Origin of the sequence: Nocardioides rotundus (genome assembly GCF_019931675.1) — a bacterium.
In the GTDB taxonomy this organism is placed as follows: domain Bacteria; phylum Actinomycetota; class Actinomycetes; order Propionibacteriales; family Nocardioidaceae; genus Nocardioides; species Nocardioides rotundus.
Genome location: NZ_CP082922.1, coordinates 1,839,187 through 1,855,571, shown reverse-complemented (window position 1 = coordinate 1,855,571; position 16,385 = coordinate 1,839,187). Strand labels below are relative to the sequence as shown.

Here is a 16,385-nt window from a genome sequence, read left to right as displayed (position 1 = left end):
TCGCTCCATGGACCTGCAGCTGACCGACCGGGTGTACGTCGTGACCGGCGGGGCGCGCGGCCTGGGACGGGCCACCGCCGACGCGCTCGTCGCCGAGGGCGCCCGCGTGGTGCTCTCCGGCCGGGACGCCGGCCACCTGGATGCCGCCGTGAGCGACCTGGGGGAGGAGCGTGCGCTCGGCGTCGTGGCCGACAACGCCGACCCCGGGACTCCGGCCCTCCTGCTCAGCACGGCTCGGGAGGCCTTCGGCCGGGTCGACGGAGCGCTCATCAGCGTCGGCGGGCCACCGCCGGGGCGGGTGCTGGACACGACCGACGAGCAGTGGGCGGCCGCCTTTGACAGCGTCTTCCTGGGCGCCATCCGGCTGGCCCGCGAGATCGGGCGGGAGCTCGGCGAGGGCGGGGCGCTGGGCCTGGTTCTCTCGACCAGCGTGCGCAGCCCGCTCCCGGAGATGGCCGTCTCCAACGGCCTCCGCCCGGGGCTGGCCATGGTCGCCAAGCAGCTGGCCGACGAGCTCGGGCCGGACGGCGTCCGGGTCAACGGGCTGATGCCGGGCCGCGTCTCCACCGAGCGGGTGGAGGAGCTCGACGAGGCGACCGGCGATGCCGAGGCGGCGCGGCGGCGCTCGATCGCGACGATCCCGCTGCGCCGCTACGGCGAGCCGGAGGAGTTCGGCCGGGTCGCGGCCTTCCTGCTGTCGCCGGCCGCCTCGTTCGTGTCGGGGGCGATGGTGCCCGTCGACGGCGGGATGCTGCGCTCGCTCTGACGCTGCTCCCGCGCCCGGCGCGCCTTCTCCGGGTGCCGCCACTCGTCATAGGCGAGGTAGAGGAAGCCGCCGACGGCCAGCAGCCCGAAGAACCACCACTGCAGGCCGTAGAAGAAGTGCGGGCCCTCCCCGAGGTCGGGGAGCTCGGTGCGCATCAGCGGCTTCTCGGGCGCCGGGTCCTCCTTGGCGAGGTCGACGAAGCCGCCGTACACCTCGCGATCGATCGCCTCGCCGATCCGCCGGCTGGAGATCGCCCGGGTCGAGCCGTCGGTCACGGCCGCGCTGGCCTCCTCGGCGCTCTCGTCCGCGCGCACCCATCCGGTCACGGTGACCTGGCCCGACGGCGGGTCGGGTACGTCGACCTCGGCCGATCCGGCGTTGTCGGTCATCATCCAGCCGCGGTCGACCAGGAGAGCGGTGCCGTCGCCGGTGACGAGCGGGACGACCACGTCCACGCCCGAGGTGCCCTCGCGGGTCTGGTAGCGCACGATGACGGTGTCCTCGACCGCGTAGGTGCCCGTGGCGGTGACGCTGCGCCACTCGTCCTCCTCCGAGACGGGCCGGCCGACGCCGAGGACGTCCCCGACCGGCGCCGGAGCGGCCTGCTCGTTGCGCTCGACGATCCGGTTGTCCTGGCGGCGATCGGCGAGCCGGCCGAACTGCCATTCGCCGAGCCACCAGGCGCCGTACGCCAGCACCACCACGGCCAGGAAGAACAGCACCCACCTGCGGCTGAGCAGGAAGCGGAGGGAACGCACGCTTCGAGGCTATCCGGCAACGCACGACCAACCGTGCGCGGCCTAGACTCGCATCATGACGACGCGAGCGCTCGAGGACCGCTACGGCCGGGTGGCGACCGACCTCCGTGTGTCCCTCACCGATCGCTGCAACCTGCGGTGCAACTACTGCATGCCCGCCGAGGGGCTGGACTGGCTGCCGACCGAGCAGGTCCTGACCGACGACGAGGTGGTGCGCCTGGTCCGGATCGGTGTCGACCTGCTCGGCATCCGGGAGGTCCGCTTCACCGGCGGCGAGCCGCTGATCCGCCGCGGGCTGACCGGGATCGTGGCGCAGGTGAAGGAGGACGCGCCGAACGTGGAGGTGTCGCTGACCACCAACGCGCTGGGGCTCTCGCGTACGGCGCAGGCGCTGGCCGACGCCGGCCTGGACCGGATCAACGTCTCCCTGGACACCGTGCGCCGCGACACGTTCGCGGAGATCACCCGGCGGGACCGGCTGCACGACGTGATCGCCGGCCTGGAGGCCGCCGGCGCCGCCGGGCTCGACCCGATCAAGATCAACGCCGTGCTGCTGCGCGGCAGCAACGACGACCAGGCGCCCGAGCTGCTGCGCTGGTGCCTGGAGCACGGCTACCAGCTGCGGTTCATCGAGCAGATGCCGCTGGACGCGCAGCACCGGTGGAACCGCGAGGAGATGATCACCGCGGACGAGATCTTCACCCGTCTGGACGCCGAGTTCGACCTCGCGCCCGCCGCCGAGCCGCGCGGCAGCGCCCCCGCCGAGCTCTTCACCGTCGACGGCGGTCCCGGGACCGTGGGGGTCATCGCGTCGGTGACCCGCCCCTTCTGCGGCGACTGCGACCGGGTCCGCCTCACCGCGGACGGCCAGGTGCGCAACTGCCTCTTCGCGCGCGAGGAGTCCGACCTGCGGGCCGCGCTGCGCTCCGGTGCCTCCGACGAGGAGCTCGCCGACCGCTGGATCATCGCGATGCGCGGCAAGCGGGCCGGTCACGGGATCGACGACCCGACGTTCCTGCAGCCCGACCGCCCGATGTCCGCCATCGGCGGCTGAACCGCCGTACTCGCCCCTCCCTCCCGCCGTCCCACGGGACGTCATGCGCTCCGGAGAAGCGGTTCCCCGCTCCGGATGACGTTGTGGGCGGGCCGGGCGCGAGGCGCGATCAGGGGGTAGCCAGGCCACGTCGTGCCACGGCCCGGGCGAGGCTGGGCTACCCCCGCTCGGGGGACTCCGCGGAACCCGGGGCGGATCCGTGAGGGACGACGTCGCGCAGGAACCCCCGGGCCTGGAGGAACGCCGAGAGCTGCTCACGGTGCTCGGTGCACGCCAGCCACGTCTTGCGCCGGTCCGGCGTGTGCAGCTTCGGGTTGTTCCACAGCAGCGCCCACTCGGCGGGCGCCTGGCAGCCCTTGGCCGAGCAGATCTCCGGAAGGTCGCTCACCCGGCCAGCCTAGAACGGGGCTGGGTGACGAAGGCGGGCCGGCCGACCACGGGGGACGGCCGACCGGCCCACCATCGACGCGGACGGGCAGTCACGGGGGTGCACTGTCCGTACGCGCGTGAAGCGGGACTGGTGTCCGCCTCACCGCCAGTGTGGAGGACGCGCGGAGCGAAAGGCAAGCCCGCCGAGCGAGCTGCCGGTCTACAGCGCCCGGTGGTTGCCCGGGCCCAGCTCGGGGTGGGACTCCGGGACGTCGCGCAGGCGGAAGCCGTCATCGCGCGGAGCGGCGGCGTTCGCGGCGACGACCGCGAACCAGGGAAGGAACACTGCACCCGCGACCAGCACCCAGCGCAGCCAGCCGGGCCCCACCGCGACCGCTCCGACGAAGCAGGCGACCCGCAGGGCCATGGAGAAGAGGTACCTCCGCTCCCGGGCGTGCCGGTCCTCATCGGCGCTCGCATGCGCCGAGGTGATCCGGACGGGCTCGGAGTCGTCGCGACCCGAACGCCGGGAGGAGCTGGCCATGGTCTCCACCCTACGCCGCTAGCATCGCGGCACCGGGGTCCGGCCGAGGATCCCGCCCCGAGTCTGGAGGCATCGCATGTCCAACCGCACCTACCGCATCACCGAGATCGTCGGAACGTCCCCCGAGAGCATCGAGCAGGCCGTCCGCAACGGGATCGAGCGAGCGGGGGACACCCTGCGCCACATCGACTGGTTCGAGGTCACCCAGATCCGTGGCCAGGCCAAGGACGGTCAGGTCGAGCACTTCCAGGTCGGGCTGAAGATCGGCTTCCGCCTTGAGGACGACGCCCCGCTGGACTGATGGCCCCGACTCGGTCTACCCATCGGTAATCACTAGCGTCGTTGCCTGTGACCGACCAGCAGACACCCGAGCCCCGTTCCGTCCTCGTCACCGGGGGCAACCGCGGCATCGGCCGCGCGATCGCCGAGGCCTTCATCGCCCAGGGCGACAAGGTGGCCGTCACCACCCGCTCCGGCGGCGGCCCCGAGGGCGCCCTGGACGTGCGCTGCGACATCACCGACGGCGAGTCGGTGCTGCGCGCCTTCGAGGAGGTCGAGGCAGCGAACGGCCCGGTGGAGGTGCTGGTGGCCAACGCCGGCATCACCCAGGACACGCTGCTGCTGCGGATGAGCGACGAGGACTGGGACTCCGTCATCGACACCAACCTCAGCGGCACGTTCAAGGTGGTACGCCGGGCGGCGAAGGGCATGCTGCGCCTGCGTCGTGGACGAATCGTGCTCATCTCCTCCGTTGTGGGGCTGCTCGGCTCCGCCGGCCAGGTCAACTACGCGGCCTCGAAGTCGGCGCTGGTCGGCATGGCCCGCTCCGTGGCACGTGAGCTCGGGTCACGCTCGATCACCGCCAACGTCGTCGCTCCCGGCTTCGTCGAGACCGACATGACCGATGCGCTGACCGACGAGCAGAAGTCCGCGATCAAGACCCAGGTCCCGCTCGGCCGCTACGCCAGCCCGGACGAGATCGCAGCCGCGGTCACCTGGCTCGCCTCGCCGGGGGCGGCCTACGTCACCGGCGCCGTGATCCCGGTCGACGGCGGCCTGGGCATGGGCCACTGAGGGTCCACACACCACGACAAGAACTCCACGAGGAAGGCACACCGATGGGCATCCTGGACGGCAAGCGGATCCTGGTCGCGGGCGTGACGATGGACAAGTCCATCGGCTTCGCAGCCGCCCGGTTCGCGCAGGAGCAGGGCGCCGAGGTGCTCATCTCCAACTTCGGACGCGCGCTCGGCATCACCCGGCGGATCGCCAAGCGGCTGCCGAAGGAGGCACCCGTCCTCGAGCTCGACGTGACTGACGAGGACCACCTTGCTGGGCTCGAGGCGGCCGTCCGCGAGCACGTCGACGGCCTCGACGGTGTGGTCCACTCCATCGCCTACGGCAACCCGGAGACTCTCCTGGGCGGGAAGTTCCTGGAGGGGCCGTGGGACGACGTCGCGCAGGCCGTCCAGGTCTCGGCGTACTCCCTGCGCTCGCTCGCCGTGGCCTGCCGCCCGCTGATGGGGGAGGGCTCCTCGATCGTCGGGCTGACCTTCGACGCCACCGTCGCGTGGCCGGCCTACGACTGGATGGGCGTGGCGAAGGCCGCGCTGGAGAACACCTCGCGCTACCTCGCCCGCGACCTGGGCCCCGACGGCATCCGCTGCAACCTCGTCTCGGCCGGCCCGCTCAAGACGCTGGCCGCCAAGGCGATCCCCGGCTTCGAGGACCTGGAGTCGATGTGGTCCACCCGGGCCCCACTCGGGTGGGACGAGACCGACGCGGACCCGACCGCACGGGCGATCTGCGCGCTGCTCAGCGACCTCTTCCCGGCCACGACCGGTGAGATCGTGCACGTGGACGGCGGCTTCCACGCGATGGGTGCCTGACCTCGACGACGCGGGATGCCACACTCACCCCGTGGCAGATCAAGGACGACGACTCGTCGTGATGCGGCACGCCGCCGCCGCGTCGTCGGCGAGCAGTGACCGTGAGCGACCCCTGACCGACGCCGGCGCCAGCGCCGCCCGGGACGCCGGCCGCTGGCTGGCCGCGCAGGGGCTGCGGCCCGACCTGGCCCTGGTCTCCGAGGCGAGGCGGGCCCAGGAGACGTGGGCGGGCGTGTGCGCCGGAGGGGACTACGACCCGTCCACCGGGAGCGCCGAGCCCGGCATCTACTCCGCCGGCCCGGAGGCCGTACTGGACCTGATCCACCTCGTCGACGACGACGTCCGGACCCTGGTCGTGGTGGGTCACAACCCCACCATGTCGGTGCTGGCGATGACCCTGGACGACGGCTCGACGAGCACCCTGCTCGCGCACCCGGACTTCCGCCCCGGAGCGATGGCCGTCTTCGAGCTGGACGGGCCCTGGGCCGACCTGACCACCCAGGGCGCACGCGCGACCGAGGTGTACGTCGGGCGCGGATGACCCCCGACATCGACGCGCTCGCCCGGCGGCTGCGCGCGGCCGGCTGCGTGTTCGCCGAGGAGGAGGCCGGTCTGCTGCTCGGCGAGGGCTGGTCCGCCGACGAGCTGCACGCCCGGGTCGCCCGACGGGTGACCGGCGAGCCGCTGGAGACCGTGCTCGGCTGGGTGCTCTTCGCCGGCCGTCGCCTTCGGGTCGGACCCGGGGTCTTCGTCCCGCGGCGCCGCACCGAGCTGCTGGCTCGCGCGGCGGCCGAGCGGATGCCGACGGACGGGGTCCTGGTCGAGCTGTGCTGCGGAGCGGCGCCGGTCGCGGCCGTCGTACCCGCCCGCGAGGCGCACGCCGCCGACCTGTCGGCGACGGCGCTGGCCTGGGCCCGGCTCAACGCCCCGCAGGCGCGGGTCCATGAGGGCGACCTGTACTCCGCGCTGCCGAGCGACCTGCGCGGCAGGGTCGACGTGCTGGTCGCGAACGCACCGCATGTGCCGAGCGACGAGATCCGGCTGATGCCACCGGAGGCGAGGGAGCACGAGCCTCGACGTGCGCTGGACGGCGGCGCCGACGGGGCCCGAGTGCAACGGCGGATCGCCGAGGAGGCACCCGCATGGCTCGCGCCGGGAGGGGTCCTCGCTCTCGAGACCGGACCGGGCCACCCTGGTCCGGTGCTGGAGGCGGTGGTCTACGCCGGGCTGGACGCGCGACTGGTGGTGGACGAGACCGTCGGCGGCGCCGTGGTCGTCGGCACACCACCGGCGGCGACGCGGCGAGCAGCCGGGCGCTAGCGTTCACCCACGCCGCCGATCACCTCCGGCACGGTCACGACCGGGCCGGGAACCGACGAAGGAGCCGCCCGTGCCCGCAAGGAGCCTGGAGGAGCTGACCGACCGTCATCCCGCATCGGTCGAGGTCCCTGCCGCGACCGTGCGCGACGAGCTGCCCCTCGACCGCACCCTGGTCGTCCTGGACGACGACCCGACCGGGACGCAGTCGGTCGCGGACCTGCCCGTCCTGACCGACGGCACGCTCGAGGCCCTCACCTGGGCACTGCAGCAGGGGGCTCCTGCGGTCTACGTGCTCACCAACAGCCGCTCCCTGGACCCCGACGAGGCCGAGCGGATCAACGTCCGGGTCGCCCGCGCCGCCTTCGAGGCCGCAGCGACGACCGGCCGGACGATCGACCTGGTCTCGCGGTCGGACTCCACGCTGCGAGGGCACTTCCCGCTGGAGCCGCTGGTGCTGGCCGACGAGGCGCGGACGGCGGGGCAGCGGGTGGACGGCATCGTCGTGGTGCCCGCGTTCCCCGACGCGGGGCGCATCACGGTGGACGGCACGCACTACGCCGGCTCGCCCGAGGCCGGCTACACGCCCGTCGGCGAGACGGAGTACGCCCGGGACGCCACCTTCGGCTACACCAGCTCCCACCTGCCCGACTGGGTCGCCGAGCGGGCCGCCGGCACCGACCTGACGGCCGAGACGGCGTACGTCGACCTCACGACCCTGCGCACCGACCCCGACGCGGCGGCCGCGATCCTCGGCGGGGCCCGGGACGCGCAGCCGGTCGTGTGCGACATCGTCGACGAGTCCGACCTGCGGCGGCTGGCCCTGGCCATCCGGACGGCCGAGCGCGCCGGCAGCCGCTTCGTCTACCGCGTGGGCCCGCCGTTCGTCCGGGCGCTGATCGGCCAGGACGTGCATCCGCCGCTGGAGCCGGCCGACCTGGCCGAGATCCGCGCGGGCGGGCCGGCCGCCGACGCGGTCGGCGGACTGGTCGTGATCGGCTCCCACGTCTCGATGACCACCCGCCAGCTCGACGTGCTGCGCGAGCGCCGGGCGCCGTACGAGCTGGAGGTCGACGTCCACGAGGTGCTCCAGCGTCCCGAGGAGCACGTGGACGAGCTGGCCGACGCGGCCGCCGCCGCTCTGGAGAGGGGGACGGTGATCCTGCGCACCAGCCGCACCCTGGTCACGGGGGCCGACGCCCAGGAGTCGCTCGCGATCGCCCGCCGGGTCAGCGCCGCGCTCACCCGCGCGGTGCGGCGGACCGTCGCGCAGCGCATCCCGCGGTTCGTCGTGGCCAAGGGCGGCATCACCTCCTCCGACGTCGCGGCGCACGGGCTGGAGATCGACCGGGCGATCGTGCGCGGGCCGATGCTGCCCGGCATCGTTTCCCTGTGGGACCCGGTCGACGGTCCCGCACGGGGGATCCCCTACATCGTGTTCGCCGGCAACGTGGGCCAGGAGGACTCCCTGGCCGACGTGGTCGACAAGCTCTCGCTATGACGGCACCCACCAGGAGGAACCACCGATGAACGCTGCCGACGGATCGACGACGGAGGCACCCACGGTCGCCGTGCTGGGCCTGGGCGCCATGGGCCTGCCGATGGCCTCACGGCTCAGCTCCGACTTCCCGGTGCGCGCCTTCGACATCCACCCCGAGCGCCGGGCCGAGGCGGAGGAGCGGGGCGCCACCGGCTGCGCGACGGCCGTCGATGCGGTCGACGGCGCGGACGTCGTCGTGGTCGCCGTCCGTGACCGCGGCCAGCTGGACGACCTCCTCTGGGGAGCCGCGGGCATCGCGGGCGCACTGCAGCCGGGTGCCGCGATCGTGCTGACCTCCACGATCGGCGTCCCGGACGTGGAGGCGGTGGCCACCCGGCTCGCCGAGGAGACGTCGACGCTCCTGGTCGACGCCCCTGTCTCGGGCGGCCCGGCCCGCGCCGGCGCGGGCGACCTCCTGGTCACCGTGGGCGCGACCGACGAGGGCTGGAGCCGCGCCCTGCCGGTCCTCGAGGCGCTGTCGGGCACCCTGACCCGGATGGGCGACGCCCCCGGAGCGGGTCAGGCGATGAAGACGGTCAACCAGCTGCTCTGCGGCGTGCACATCGCCGCGGCGGCGGAGGCGCTGGCGCTCGCCGACGCCCTGGGCCTGGACCCGCAAGCGGCTCTCGACACCCTGATGGCGGGCGCTGCCGCGTCCTTCATGCTGGGGGACCGCGGCCCGCGGGCGCTGCAGGCCTACGACGACGGCGGGGCGGAGGTGCGCAGCCGGCTCGACATCTTCGTCAAGGACCTCGGGATCGTCGGGACCGCCGCCCGCGGTGCCGGGCTCGCCGCGCCGGTCGCGGCCGCGGCCGAGCAGCTCTTCCTGCTCGGTCAGGGGCAGGGCAAGGGTGCCGACGACGACTCCTCGGTCATCACCGTGCTCTCGCCCGAGCGCCGCACGGACCGCCCCGCGTCCTGAGGGCGGCTCACGAGGTGCAGCTGACGGCGCCGGGCCCCGGGGAGGATGGCTGGGTGGTGTGCAGAAATGCACCCACATCGCCACCGAACGGGTGCATCGGCGCCGGTCGTGGTCGATTGTTCACGCGGGTGCCTCGTCGTCGGCAGCGCGGATGACGGCCGGTCAGACCGGCGGGGCCGGCGTCGTGTAGCCGGCCTCCTGGTCGGCCGCCTCGACCTCCTCGCGGGAGATCCCGAGCAGGTAGAGGATGGCGTCCAGGTAGGGGACGTTGACCGCGGTGTCTGCGGACTCCTGGACGACCGGCTTGGCGTTGTAGGCGATGCCGAGGCCGGCCGCCGCGAGCATGTCCAGGTCGTTCGCGCCGTCGCCGATGGCGATGACCGAGGCGTCCTCGACGCCCAGGTCGGCGGCGAACTCCCGCAGGGCGGTGGCCTTCGCCGCGCGGTCGACGACATCGCCGACGATCCGGCCGGTGAGCCGCCCGTCGACCACCTCCAGCCGGTTGGCGCGCGAGCGGTGGATGCCGAGGTCCTCGGCCAGCCGGTCGGTGATCTGGGTGAAGCCGCCGGAGACAATGGCGAAGCGATAGCCGAGCCGCCGCAGCGTGCGGACCAGGGTCCGGGCGCCGGGCGCCAGCTCGATGGCGTCGTACACCTCGTCGAAGACCGACTCCTCCAGGCCTTCCAGCAGCGCCACCCGGGCGCGCAGCGACTGCTCGAAGTCGAGCTCGCCGCGCATCGCCCGCTCGGTGATCTCCCGGACCTGCTCCTCATAGCCCGCGTGTGCCGCGAGCATCTCGATCACCTCGCCCTGGATCAGGGTCGAGTCGACGTCCATCACGATCAGCCGGGTGCCGCGCCGCAGCAGGTTCGCCGGCTGCACCGCCAGGTCCACGCCGAGCGAGGACGCCTCGGGCGCGAGGCTGGCCCGCAGCCGCTCGGGGGCCACCCCGGACACCATCAGCTCGATCGCGGTGATGGGGTAGCGCGCCATCCGCTGGATCCGGTCGATGTTCGCGCCGGAGTCGGCGATCCGGCCGGCGATCGCGGAGAACGCGGTCGCGGTGAGCGGGGCGCCGATGACGGTGACGTGGGACCGCCCCTCCCGGCGCTGGCCACTGTCGCCGTGGCCCCGCTCCACCTCGACGGCCATGCCGAGGCTCTCCGCGACCCGGACCACGTCGTCACGCAGCCGCTTCCACTGCCGGGGAGCGGTGACCAGCACGCCGAGGACCAGGCGGCCGCGCAGCACGATCTGCTCGACGTCGACGACCTCGGTGCCCACGGCACTGAGGCTGTCGAAGACAGCGGAGGTCACGCCGGGGCGGTCCCGCCCGCTCAGCGTGATCAGCAGGGTGGTCGGCTCGCTGGCGTCGTGGTCCTCGGGCGTCATGGCGATCAGAACCTATCGCCCGGCGGCCAGGCATCGGGGGAGCAGGCCGCCACCAGGGCGCCGCGGCCGGCGCGCTCGAGACCGCGCAGCGCGTCCCGGCGCCGGTCGATCTCGTACGCCGACACCGCGGCGCCGTCGTCGTCGAGCGCCAGGTCGACGATGGCGAGGGCGCGCAGCGAGCGCGCGGCCAACCCCACCGCGGCGGCCGGGACGCCCGGCGGATGGGCGAGGTCGGCCGGCCGGCGCAGGTCGATCAGCTCGTCGGCGACCTCGGGGCGCCACCGGGCGACGTCGAGCTCGGCGAGGCTCTCGGCGGCCCGCAGCAGCTCGCGGCGCAGCGCCCGGTCAGCCTCCGGCAGGTCGGGCACGCTGCCGCGCCGCGCCTCCTCGACCTGCCAGACCCCCTCGCCGTGAGCGTCGACCAGGCCGCCCTCCACCCCCAGCGCCAGGACCGCCTCGCCCGCCTCGAGCGCGGCCGCATTGAAGGCCGGCGGGCCGCCGAGTCCCAGGGGGTCGCCCTCGACCGGGAGGGCCAGCGCCAGCCCCCGGCATCCGGCACGGCGCCACGCCGTGAGCTGCCCCAGGAGGGGAGGGGTCCCGGGGACCTCGTCGAGCAGGTCGTCGGGGGCCACCCGGTCCTGCAGCCACGCCGTACCCCACCAGCAGAGGCGGGCGGCGTCGGGAAGTTCGGCGCTCACGGCGGTCGAGAATAGCCACGCCCGACCGGTGCCGGGACGCCTGTCCGGACCCGCGAGCCGCCTGGATAGGGTGACGCCATGGCCGCAGTCATCGAGTTCGCCGGGGTCTCCGTGCGGCGGGGCGGCGCCACGCTGATCGACTCCCTGGACTGGACGGTCGAGGAGGACGAGCGCTGGGTGATCCTCGGCCCGAACGGCGCAGGGAAGACCACCCTGCTCCAGCTCGCCTCGGCCCAGATGCACCCCTCCGACGGCGTCGCCGCCGTGCTGGAGGAGGTGCTCGGGACCGTCGACGTCTTCGAGCTCCGGCCCCGGATCGGCCTCACCAGCGCCGCCGTCGCCGAGCGGATCCCGCGCTTCGAGAAGGTCACCGACGTGGTCGTGTCCGCGTCGTACGCCGTGATGGGCCGCTGGCGCGAGGAGTACGACGACCTGGACCACGAGCGCGCCCGCGAGCTGCTGCAGGAGGTGCGGGCCGACCACCTGGCCGACCGCACGTTCGGCACCCTCAGCGAGGGCGAGCGCAAGCGCGTGCAGATCGCCCGTGCGCTGATGACCGACCCCGAGCTGCTGCTGATGGACGAGCCCGCCGCCGGCCTGGACCTCGGCGGCCGGGAGGACCTGGTCGCGACGCTGTCCCGGGTCGCGATGGACCCGGACTCGCCCGCCACGGTGCTGGTCTCCCACCACGTCGAGGAGATCCCGCCGGGATTCGGCCACGCCCTGCTGCTGCGCGAGGGCGGCGTCGTCGCCCAGGGCCTGATCGGCGACGTGGTCACCGAGGAGAACCTCGGCACGGCCTTCGGGATGCCGCTGAGCGTCACCTACGACGAGGGACGGTGGACGGCCCGGCGTCGACCGGCGCGCCATCTGGCCTAGGCTGCACGCATCGGACGGGGGATAGGGTCGATCCATGGACTGGTTCCAAGACTGGCAAGGGTGGCTGGGTGTGGCCATCGTGCTCGCCGGCCTGGAGATGCTCAGCCTCGACCTGATCCTCATCATGCTCGCCGCCGGCGCCGTCGCCGGCATGGTGATGGCGATCATCGGCCTCCCGTTCGCCGTCCAGGCTCTCGTCGCCGCCGGCACCGCGCTCGCCATGCTCGCCTTCGTCCGGCCGTCCATGGCCCGGCGGATGCACGGCGGCCCGGACCTGGAGATCGGTCACGGGAAGCTGGTCGGCACCCAGGGCACCGTCACCGAGCGGATCACCGGGCTGGAGCCCGGCCGGGTGCGGCTCTCCGGGGAGATCTGGAGCGCGCTGCCCTACGACGAGACGCTGGTCATCGAGGCCGACACCCCGGTCGAGGTGCTCGAGATCCGCGGCGCGACCGCCTACGTCCACCCGGTTCCGACGCTCGAGGGCTGAGCTGGTCGCCGGGGGCGAACCACACCACCACCAACACAAGGAGGGAGATCGATCGTGACGATCGTGCTGGTGCTGCTGTTGCTGCTCCTGGCCTTCGTCGTGCTGCTCCTGGTCAAGACGGTCCGGATCGTGCCCCAGGCACGCGCCGCCATCGTGGAGCGCTTCGGCAAGTACAAGGGGACACTCCCCGCCGGGCTCAACATCATCGTCCCGTTCATCGACAACCCGCGCTATCTCATCGACCTGCGCGAGCAGGTGGTGAGCTTCCCGCCGCAGCCGGTGATCACCGAGGACAACCTGGTCGTCTCGATCGACACGGTCATCTACTTCCAGGTCACCGACCCGGTGGCCGCGACCTACGAGATCGCCAACTACATCCAGGCGGTCGAGCAGCTGACCATGACCACGCTGCGCAACATCGTCGGCGGCATGGACCTCGAGCAGACGCTCACCAGCCGCGAGGAGATCAACAACGGCCTGCGCGGCGTGCTGGACGAGGCGACCGGCAAGTGGGGCATCCGCGTCAACCGGGTGGAGATCAAGGGCATCGACCCGCCGCCGTCGATCAAGGACGCGATGGAGAAGCAGATGCGCGCCGACCGCGACAAGCGCGCGCTGATCCTCTCCGCCGAGGGTGAGCGGCAGTCCGCGATCCTCACCGCGGAGGGCAACAAGCAGTCCGCGATCCTCAACGCCGAGGGTGAGCGGGAGTCGCAGATCCTACGCGCCCAGGCCGACCGGGAGGCCGCGATCCTCCGGGCGCAGGGTGAGGGCCAGGCCATCCAGACCGTGTTCCAGGCGATCCACGACGGCCAGCCCGACCAGTCGCTGCTGGCCTACCAGTACCTCCAGATGATGCCGAAGATCGCCGAGGGCGACGCCAACAAGGTGTGGGTCATCCCCTCGGAGATCACCAAGGCGATGGAGGGGCTGGGCTCCTCCATCCACGAGATCGCCGGCATCCCCAAGGACGCGACGCCGCGCAAGCGGGTGGACATGGGCCCGAGCGAGCCGCAGCTGGCGAAGACCTCCGACACCGAGCTGACGAGCACCAACAAGGCGGTCGAGGAGGCCATCGCGGCGGCCGACGCCGCGGCGAACCCGGCCGGCTCGAAGTCCGGCTCCGGCTCCGGCTCCGCGCCCGCCGACGCGGGCAGCGGGCACGCCGCGTCGCCCGCGGAGACGCCGCCTCCGCCGCTGCCCGATGACGGGGCGAGCGACGTACCTCCTCCGCCGCCGGCGCCGGGAGCGGCTCCTCAGTGACGTGGTACGAGGCCGTGGCCATCCTGATCGCCGGGATGGCCGCGGGCACGATCAACACCGTGGTGGGGTCGGGAACGCTGATCACGTTCCCGACCCTCCTCGCGTTCGGTGTCCCGCCGATCACCGCGAACGTCTCCAACAACGTCGGCCTCGCGCCGGGGTCGCTGTCCGGCGCGATCGGCTACCGCCGGGAGCTCTCGGGTCAGTGGCCCCGGCTGCGCCGCCTGGTGGTGGCCTCGCTGATCGGCGGGCTCGCGGGCGGCCTCCTTCTCTTCGCCCTGCCCGCCTCGGCCTTCGAGGCCATCGTCCCCGTCCTCATCGGCCTCGGCTGTCTGCTGGTCGCGGTCCAGAAGCCGCTCAGCGCCTGGGTGGCACGCAGGCACGACGCCACCGGCGGCGTCGGCTACCACGGCGCGTGGTGGGTGTGGCCGCTGGTGCTCCTCGCCGGCGTGTACGGCGGCTACTTCGGCGCCGCGCAGGGCGTGCTCCTCATGGCGATCCTCGGCATCGGCGTGCCCGAGACCCTGCAGCGGCTCAACGCGGTGAAGAACGTACTGGCCCTCGCGGTCAACGGGATCGCGGCGGTGCTCTTCATCGTGGTCGCCGACGTGGACTGGGTGATCGCCGGGCTGATCGCCGCCGGGGCGGTCATCGGCGGCCAGCTCGGTGCGACCGTCGGCCGCCGGCTCCCCGACCCGTTCCTGCGACTGCTGATCATCACCGTCGGGCTGGCCGCGATCATCAGCTTCGTGGCCGGCTGAGCGCCGGTCAGGGCAGGTAGGCGAGCACCCAGCGGGCGAGCTCGTCGTAGACCTCGGCCCGGGGTCCGGGCAGGGACAGCACCACGTCGTGGCGCGCGCCCGGGATGGACACCACGGTGACGTGCGCACCCAGCTGGGGCGCCCACTGCCGGATCTGGGCGACGTCGAGGACGATGTCGAAGCCGTCCGCCACCTCGTCGTCGGGGCTGCTCGGCCACGCGGACCCGCCCGAGGTGAGCACCAGGATCGGTCCCTGCAGGTCCAGGCCCCGGTGGACCCGCTGGTGGCCGCGCCGGACCGCCCGCAGCCAGCCGTAGTAGATGGGCCAGGAGTCCAGGGGCTTCCAGGCCAGGTCGTAGTCCCACTCACCGCGGTGCTGACGGTGCAGGGAGCGGCCGTAGACCTGGTCCACCGTCCTGCGGATCTCGGCCCGGGGGCGGCGAGCGCCGATCTGGGAGATGAGCTGCCCCGTGACGGCGTTGCGGATCAGCCAGGGTCCGCGCAGGTCGAGCCAGGGGGCGTTGAGCACGGTGCCGGCGAGCGGCAGGGCTCGGTCGTCCGCCCAGAGCGAGACGACCAGGCCGCCGGTGGAGTGCGCGGAGAGCACCACCTGCTCGTGCCCGTCGCGCTCGTGGATCCGCCGCCAGGCTGCGTCCAGCTCCTCGTAGTAGGTCGTGAGGTCGTCGACGTAGTTGGGCGTCTGGTGCGAGCGCAGCGAGCGGCCGTACTTGCGCAGGTCCAGGGCGTAGAACTCATAGCCCCGGGCGGTCCACCACTCGGCGTACTCGGTGTGGAAGAAGTAGTCGGCGAACCCGTGCACGTGCAGGACCGCGCCCCTGACCTCGCCCTCGGCCGGACGGTGCACGAGATTGGCCTCGACGGGGCCCTCGTCGTCCGGCGCGAGGACGATCGTCTCGACCGCGTAGGGCTCGCCGAGGACGTCGGGACGCCAGTCGCTCACCATGCCGGGATCCTCTCAGGCACGCCCCGCGGCGGCCTCCACCAGGCCGCCGAAGAGCTCCCGCTCCGCCGCCATCTCCGGGTGCCACTGAGCGCCCACCCAGAAGCGGTCGCCGGCCCGCTCGATCGCCTCAACGGTGCCGTCGTCGGCGCGCGCGACGATCTCCAGGCCCGGGGCACGGGCGACCGACTGGTGGTGGTGGCACCGCACCTGCAGCCGCTCGCCGACCAGGCCGGCCACCCGGCTGGCGGGGTCGACGACGACCTCGGTGTCGCCGAAGCGGTCGCCGCCGGGGGAGTGCTGCTCGTGCCCCACCACGTCCGGGGTGTGCTGGTCGAGGGCCCCGCCTGCATGCACCGCCATCAGCTGCATGCCGCGGCACACGCCGAGCACCGGGAGCCCGGCCGCGTCGGCGGCGTCGAGCAGCGCGGTCTCCCACGCGTCCCGGTCCGGGCGCCAGCCCTGAATGCGCTGGTGGGGGCGCGCGCCGTACCTCTCGGGGTCGATGTCCGCGCCACCGGAGATCACCAGCCCGTGCAGCCCCGCGACCACGTCGGCGGCCGCCCCCGGCAACGGGAGCGCCGGCGGCAGCAGCAGGGGTACGCCGCCCGCGGTGACCACCACGTCGGAGTACTCCGCATGCAGGACGTCGGCCGGCTGCCGGCGCCACACCCCCCAGGTGGCGGCCTCGCGGTAGGTGCTCAGGCCGATGCGCGGCCGGGGCGCGACGGAGGGCGGCATGCCCCGGGGATACCCGCTCGGCGCCGTGGGGTCAAGACGGT

Annotated in this window: 20 protein-coding genes; 13 read left to right on the top strand and 7 right to left on the bottom strand. The window is 73.4% G+C overall.

What is annotated here, in order from left to right; all coding sequences use genetic code 11:
* Positions 1 to 7: 7 nt before the first annotated feature.
* Entirely contained in the window at positions 8 to 766 is a 759-nt protein-coding gene (locus tag K8W59_RS09285; protein ID WP_223399560.1) for an SDR family oxidoreductase, read from the top strand.
* Here K8W59_RS09285 and K8W59_RS09280 read toward each other — a convergent pair.
* Positions 652 to 1,524, bottom strand: a complete 873-nt coding sequence (locus K8W59_RS09280) for an SURF1 family cytochrome oxidase biogenesis protein (RefSeq protein ID WP_223399559.1) — start codon at positions 1,522 to 1,524, stop codon at positions 652 to 654. The genes K8W59_RS09285 and K8W59_RS09280 overlap by 115 nt on opposite strands.
* A 55-nt stretch (positions 1,525 to 1,579) precedes the next feature.
* Between K8W59_RS09280 and moaA the strand changes: the two genes are divergently transcribed.
* Positions 1,580 to 2,578: a GTP 3',8-cyclase MoaA gene (moaA, locus tag K8W59_RS09275; protein WP_223399558.1), complete on the top strand. Its 999-nt coding sequence runs from the start codon at positions 1,580 to 1,582 to the stop codon at positions 2,576 to 2,578.
* 157 nt (positions 2,579 to 2,735) lie between these two features.
* On the opposite strand, the gene K8W59_RS09270 is transcribed toward moaA, so the two are convergent.
* Positions 2,736 to 2,966 carry an acetone carboxylase gene (locus tag K8W59_RS09270; protein ID WP_223399557.1) on the bottom strand — a complete coding sequence of 77 codons (231 nt, stop codon included), beginning with the start codon at positions 2,964 to 2,966 and terminating at the stop codon, positions 2,736 to 2,738.
* A 201-nt stretch (positions 2,967 to 3,167) separates the two neighbouring features.
* Positions 3,168 to 3,491 (bottom strand): DUF3099 domain-containing protein, encoded by a 324-nt coding sequence (locus K8W59_RS09265; protein WP_223399556.1) that lies wholly within the window; start codon positions 3,489 to 3,491, stop codon positions 3,168 to 3,170.
* 76 nt (positions 3,492 to 3,567) lie between these two features.
* Here K8W59_RS09265 and K8W59_RS09260 point away from each other — a divergent pair, with 76 nt between their 5' ends.
* The 7 genes from K8W59_RS09260 (at position 3,568) to K8W59_RS09230 (ending at position 9,159) form a co-directional block, all read left to right on the top strand.
* Complete coding sequence (locus tag K8W59_RS09260) at positions 3,568 to 3,792, top strand: dodecin (RefSeq protein ID WP_223399555.1); 225 nt, start codon at positions 3,568 to 3,570, stop codon at positions 3,790 to 3,792.
* A gap of 47 nt (positions 3,793 to 3,839) precedes the next feature.
* Positions 3,840 to 4,565, top strand: coding sequence for a beta-ketoacyl-ACP reductase (locus K8W59_RS09255; RefSeq protein WP_223399554.1), 726 nt, complete (start codon positions 3,840 to 3,842; stop codon positions 4,563 to 4,565).
* Positions 4,566 to 4,609: 44 nt separating this feature from the next.
* The gene (gene fabI, locus K8W59_RS09250; RefSeq protein WP_223399553.1) at positions 4,610 to 5,380 is read left to right on the top strand and encodes an enoyl-ACP reductase FabI; all 771 of its coding nucleotides are present in this window, start codon (positions 4,610 to 4,612) and stop codon (positions 5,378 to 5,380) included.
* 31 nt (positions 5,381 to 5,411) lie between these two features.
* Positions 5,412 to 5,921: a SixA phosphatase family protein gene (locus K8W59_RS09245; protein ID WP_223399552.1), complete on the top strand. Its 510-nt coding sequence runs from the start codon at positions 5,412 to 5,414 to the stop codon at positions 5,919 to 5,921.
* Complete coding sequence (locus K8W59_RS09240; RefSeq protein WP_223399551.1) at positions 5,918 to 6,700, top strand: putative protein N(5)-glutamine methyltransferase; 783 nt, start codon at positions 5,918 to 5,920, stop codon at positions 6,698 to 6,700. The genes K8W59_RS09245 and K8W59_RS09240 overlap by 4 nt, the downstream gene beginning before the upstream one ends.
* A gap of 70 nt (positions 6,701 to 6,770) precedes the next feature.
* Entirely contained in the window at positions 6,771 to 8,198 is a 1,428-nt protein-coding gene (locus K8W59_RS09235; RefSeq protein WP_223399550.1) for a four-carbon acid sugar kinase family protein, read from the top strand.
* Positions 8,199 to 8,223: 25 nt separating this feature from the next.
* A complete protein-coding gene (locus K8W59_RS09230) occupies positions 8,224 to 9,159 on the top strand; it encodes an NAD(P)-dependent oxidoreductase (RefSeq protein WP_223399549.1) in 936 nt (311 codons plus the stop codon).
* 162 nt (positions 9,160 to 9,321) lie between these two features.
* On the opposite strand, the gene serB is transcribed toward K8W59_RS09230, so the two are convergent.
* Together serB and K8W59_RS09220 are read right to left on the bottom strand one after the other, a co-directional pair.
* On the bottom strand, positions 9,322 to 10,551 hold the full coding sequence (serB, locus tag K8W59_RS09225) for a phosphoserine phosphatase SerB (RefSeq protein ID WP_223399548.1): 1,230 nt from the start codon (positions 10,549 to 10,551) through the stop codon (positions 9,322 to 9,324).
* A gap of 5 nt (positions 10,552 to 10,556) precedes the next feature.
* Positions 10,557 to 11,249: a hypothetical protein gene (locus tag K8W59_RS09220; RefSeq protein WP_223399547.1), complete on the bottom strand. Its 693-nt coding sequence runs from the start codon at positions 11,247 to 11,249 to the stop codon at positions 10,557 to 10,559.
* Positions 11,250 to 11,327: 78 nt separating this feature from the next.
* Here K8W59_RS09220 and K8W59_RS09215 point away from each other — a divergent pair, with 78 nt between their 5' ends.
* The 4 genes from K8W59_RS09215 to K8W59_RS09200 are packed head-to-tail and all read left to right on the top strand — an operon-like array spanning position 11,328 to position 14,642.
* Complete coding sequence (locus K8W59_RS09215) at positions 11,328 to 12,128, top strand: ABC transporter ATP-binding protein (protein ID WP_223399546.1); 801 nt, start codon at positions 11,328 to 11,330, stop codon at positions 12,126 to 12,128.
* Between the two features lie 34 nt (positions 12,129 to 12,162).
* Complete coding sequence (locus tag K8W59_RS09210) at positions 12,163 to 12,618, top strand: NfeD family protein (RefSeq protein ID WP_223399545.1); 456 nt, start codon at positions 12,163 to 12,165, stop codon at positions 12,616 to 12,618.
* A 60-nt stretch (positions 12,619 to 12,678) separates the two neighbouring features.
* On the top strand, positions 12,679 to 13,881 hold the full coding sequence (locus K8W59_RS09205) for an SPFH domain-containing protein (RefSeq protein ID WP_397195991.1): 1,203 nt from the start codon (positions 12,679 to 12,681) through the stop codon (positions 13,879 to 13,881).
* The gene (locus tag K8W59_RS09200) at positions 13,878 to 14,642 is read left to right on the top strand and encodes a sulfite exporter TauE/SafE family protein (protein ID WP_223399544.1); all 765 of its coding nucleotides are present in this window, start codon (positions 13,878 to 13,880) and stop codon (positions 14,640 to 14,642) included. The genes K8W59_RS09205 and K8W59_RS09200 overlap by 4 nt, the downstream gene beginning before the upstream one ends.
* 7 nt (positions 14,643 to 14,649) lie before the next feature.
* On the opposite strand, the gene K8W59_RS09195 is transcribed toward K8W59_RS09200, so the two are convergent.
* Both K8W59_RS09195 and K8W59_RS09190 read right to left on the bottom strand, forming a co-directional pair.
* Positions 14,650 to 15,606, bottom strand: a complete 957-nt coding sequence (locus K8W59_RS09195) for an alpha/beta hydrolase (protein ID WP_223399543.1) — start codon at positions 15,604 to 15,606, stop codon at positions 14,650 to 14,652.
* Positions 15,607 to 15,618: 12 nt separating this feature from the next.
* Positions 15,619 to 16,344 (bottom strand): gamma-glutamyl-gamma-aminobutyrate hydrolase family protein, encoded by a 726-nt coding sequence (locus K8W59_RS09190; protein WP_223399542.1) that lies wholly within the window; start codon positions 16,342 to 16,344, stop codon positions 15,619 to 15,621.
* Positions 16,345 to 16,385: the final 41 nt, after the last annotated feature.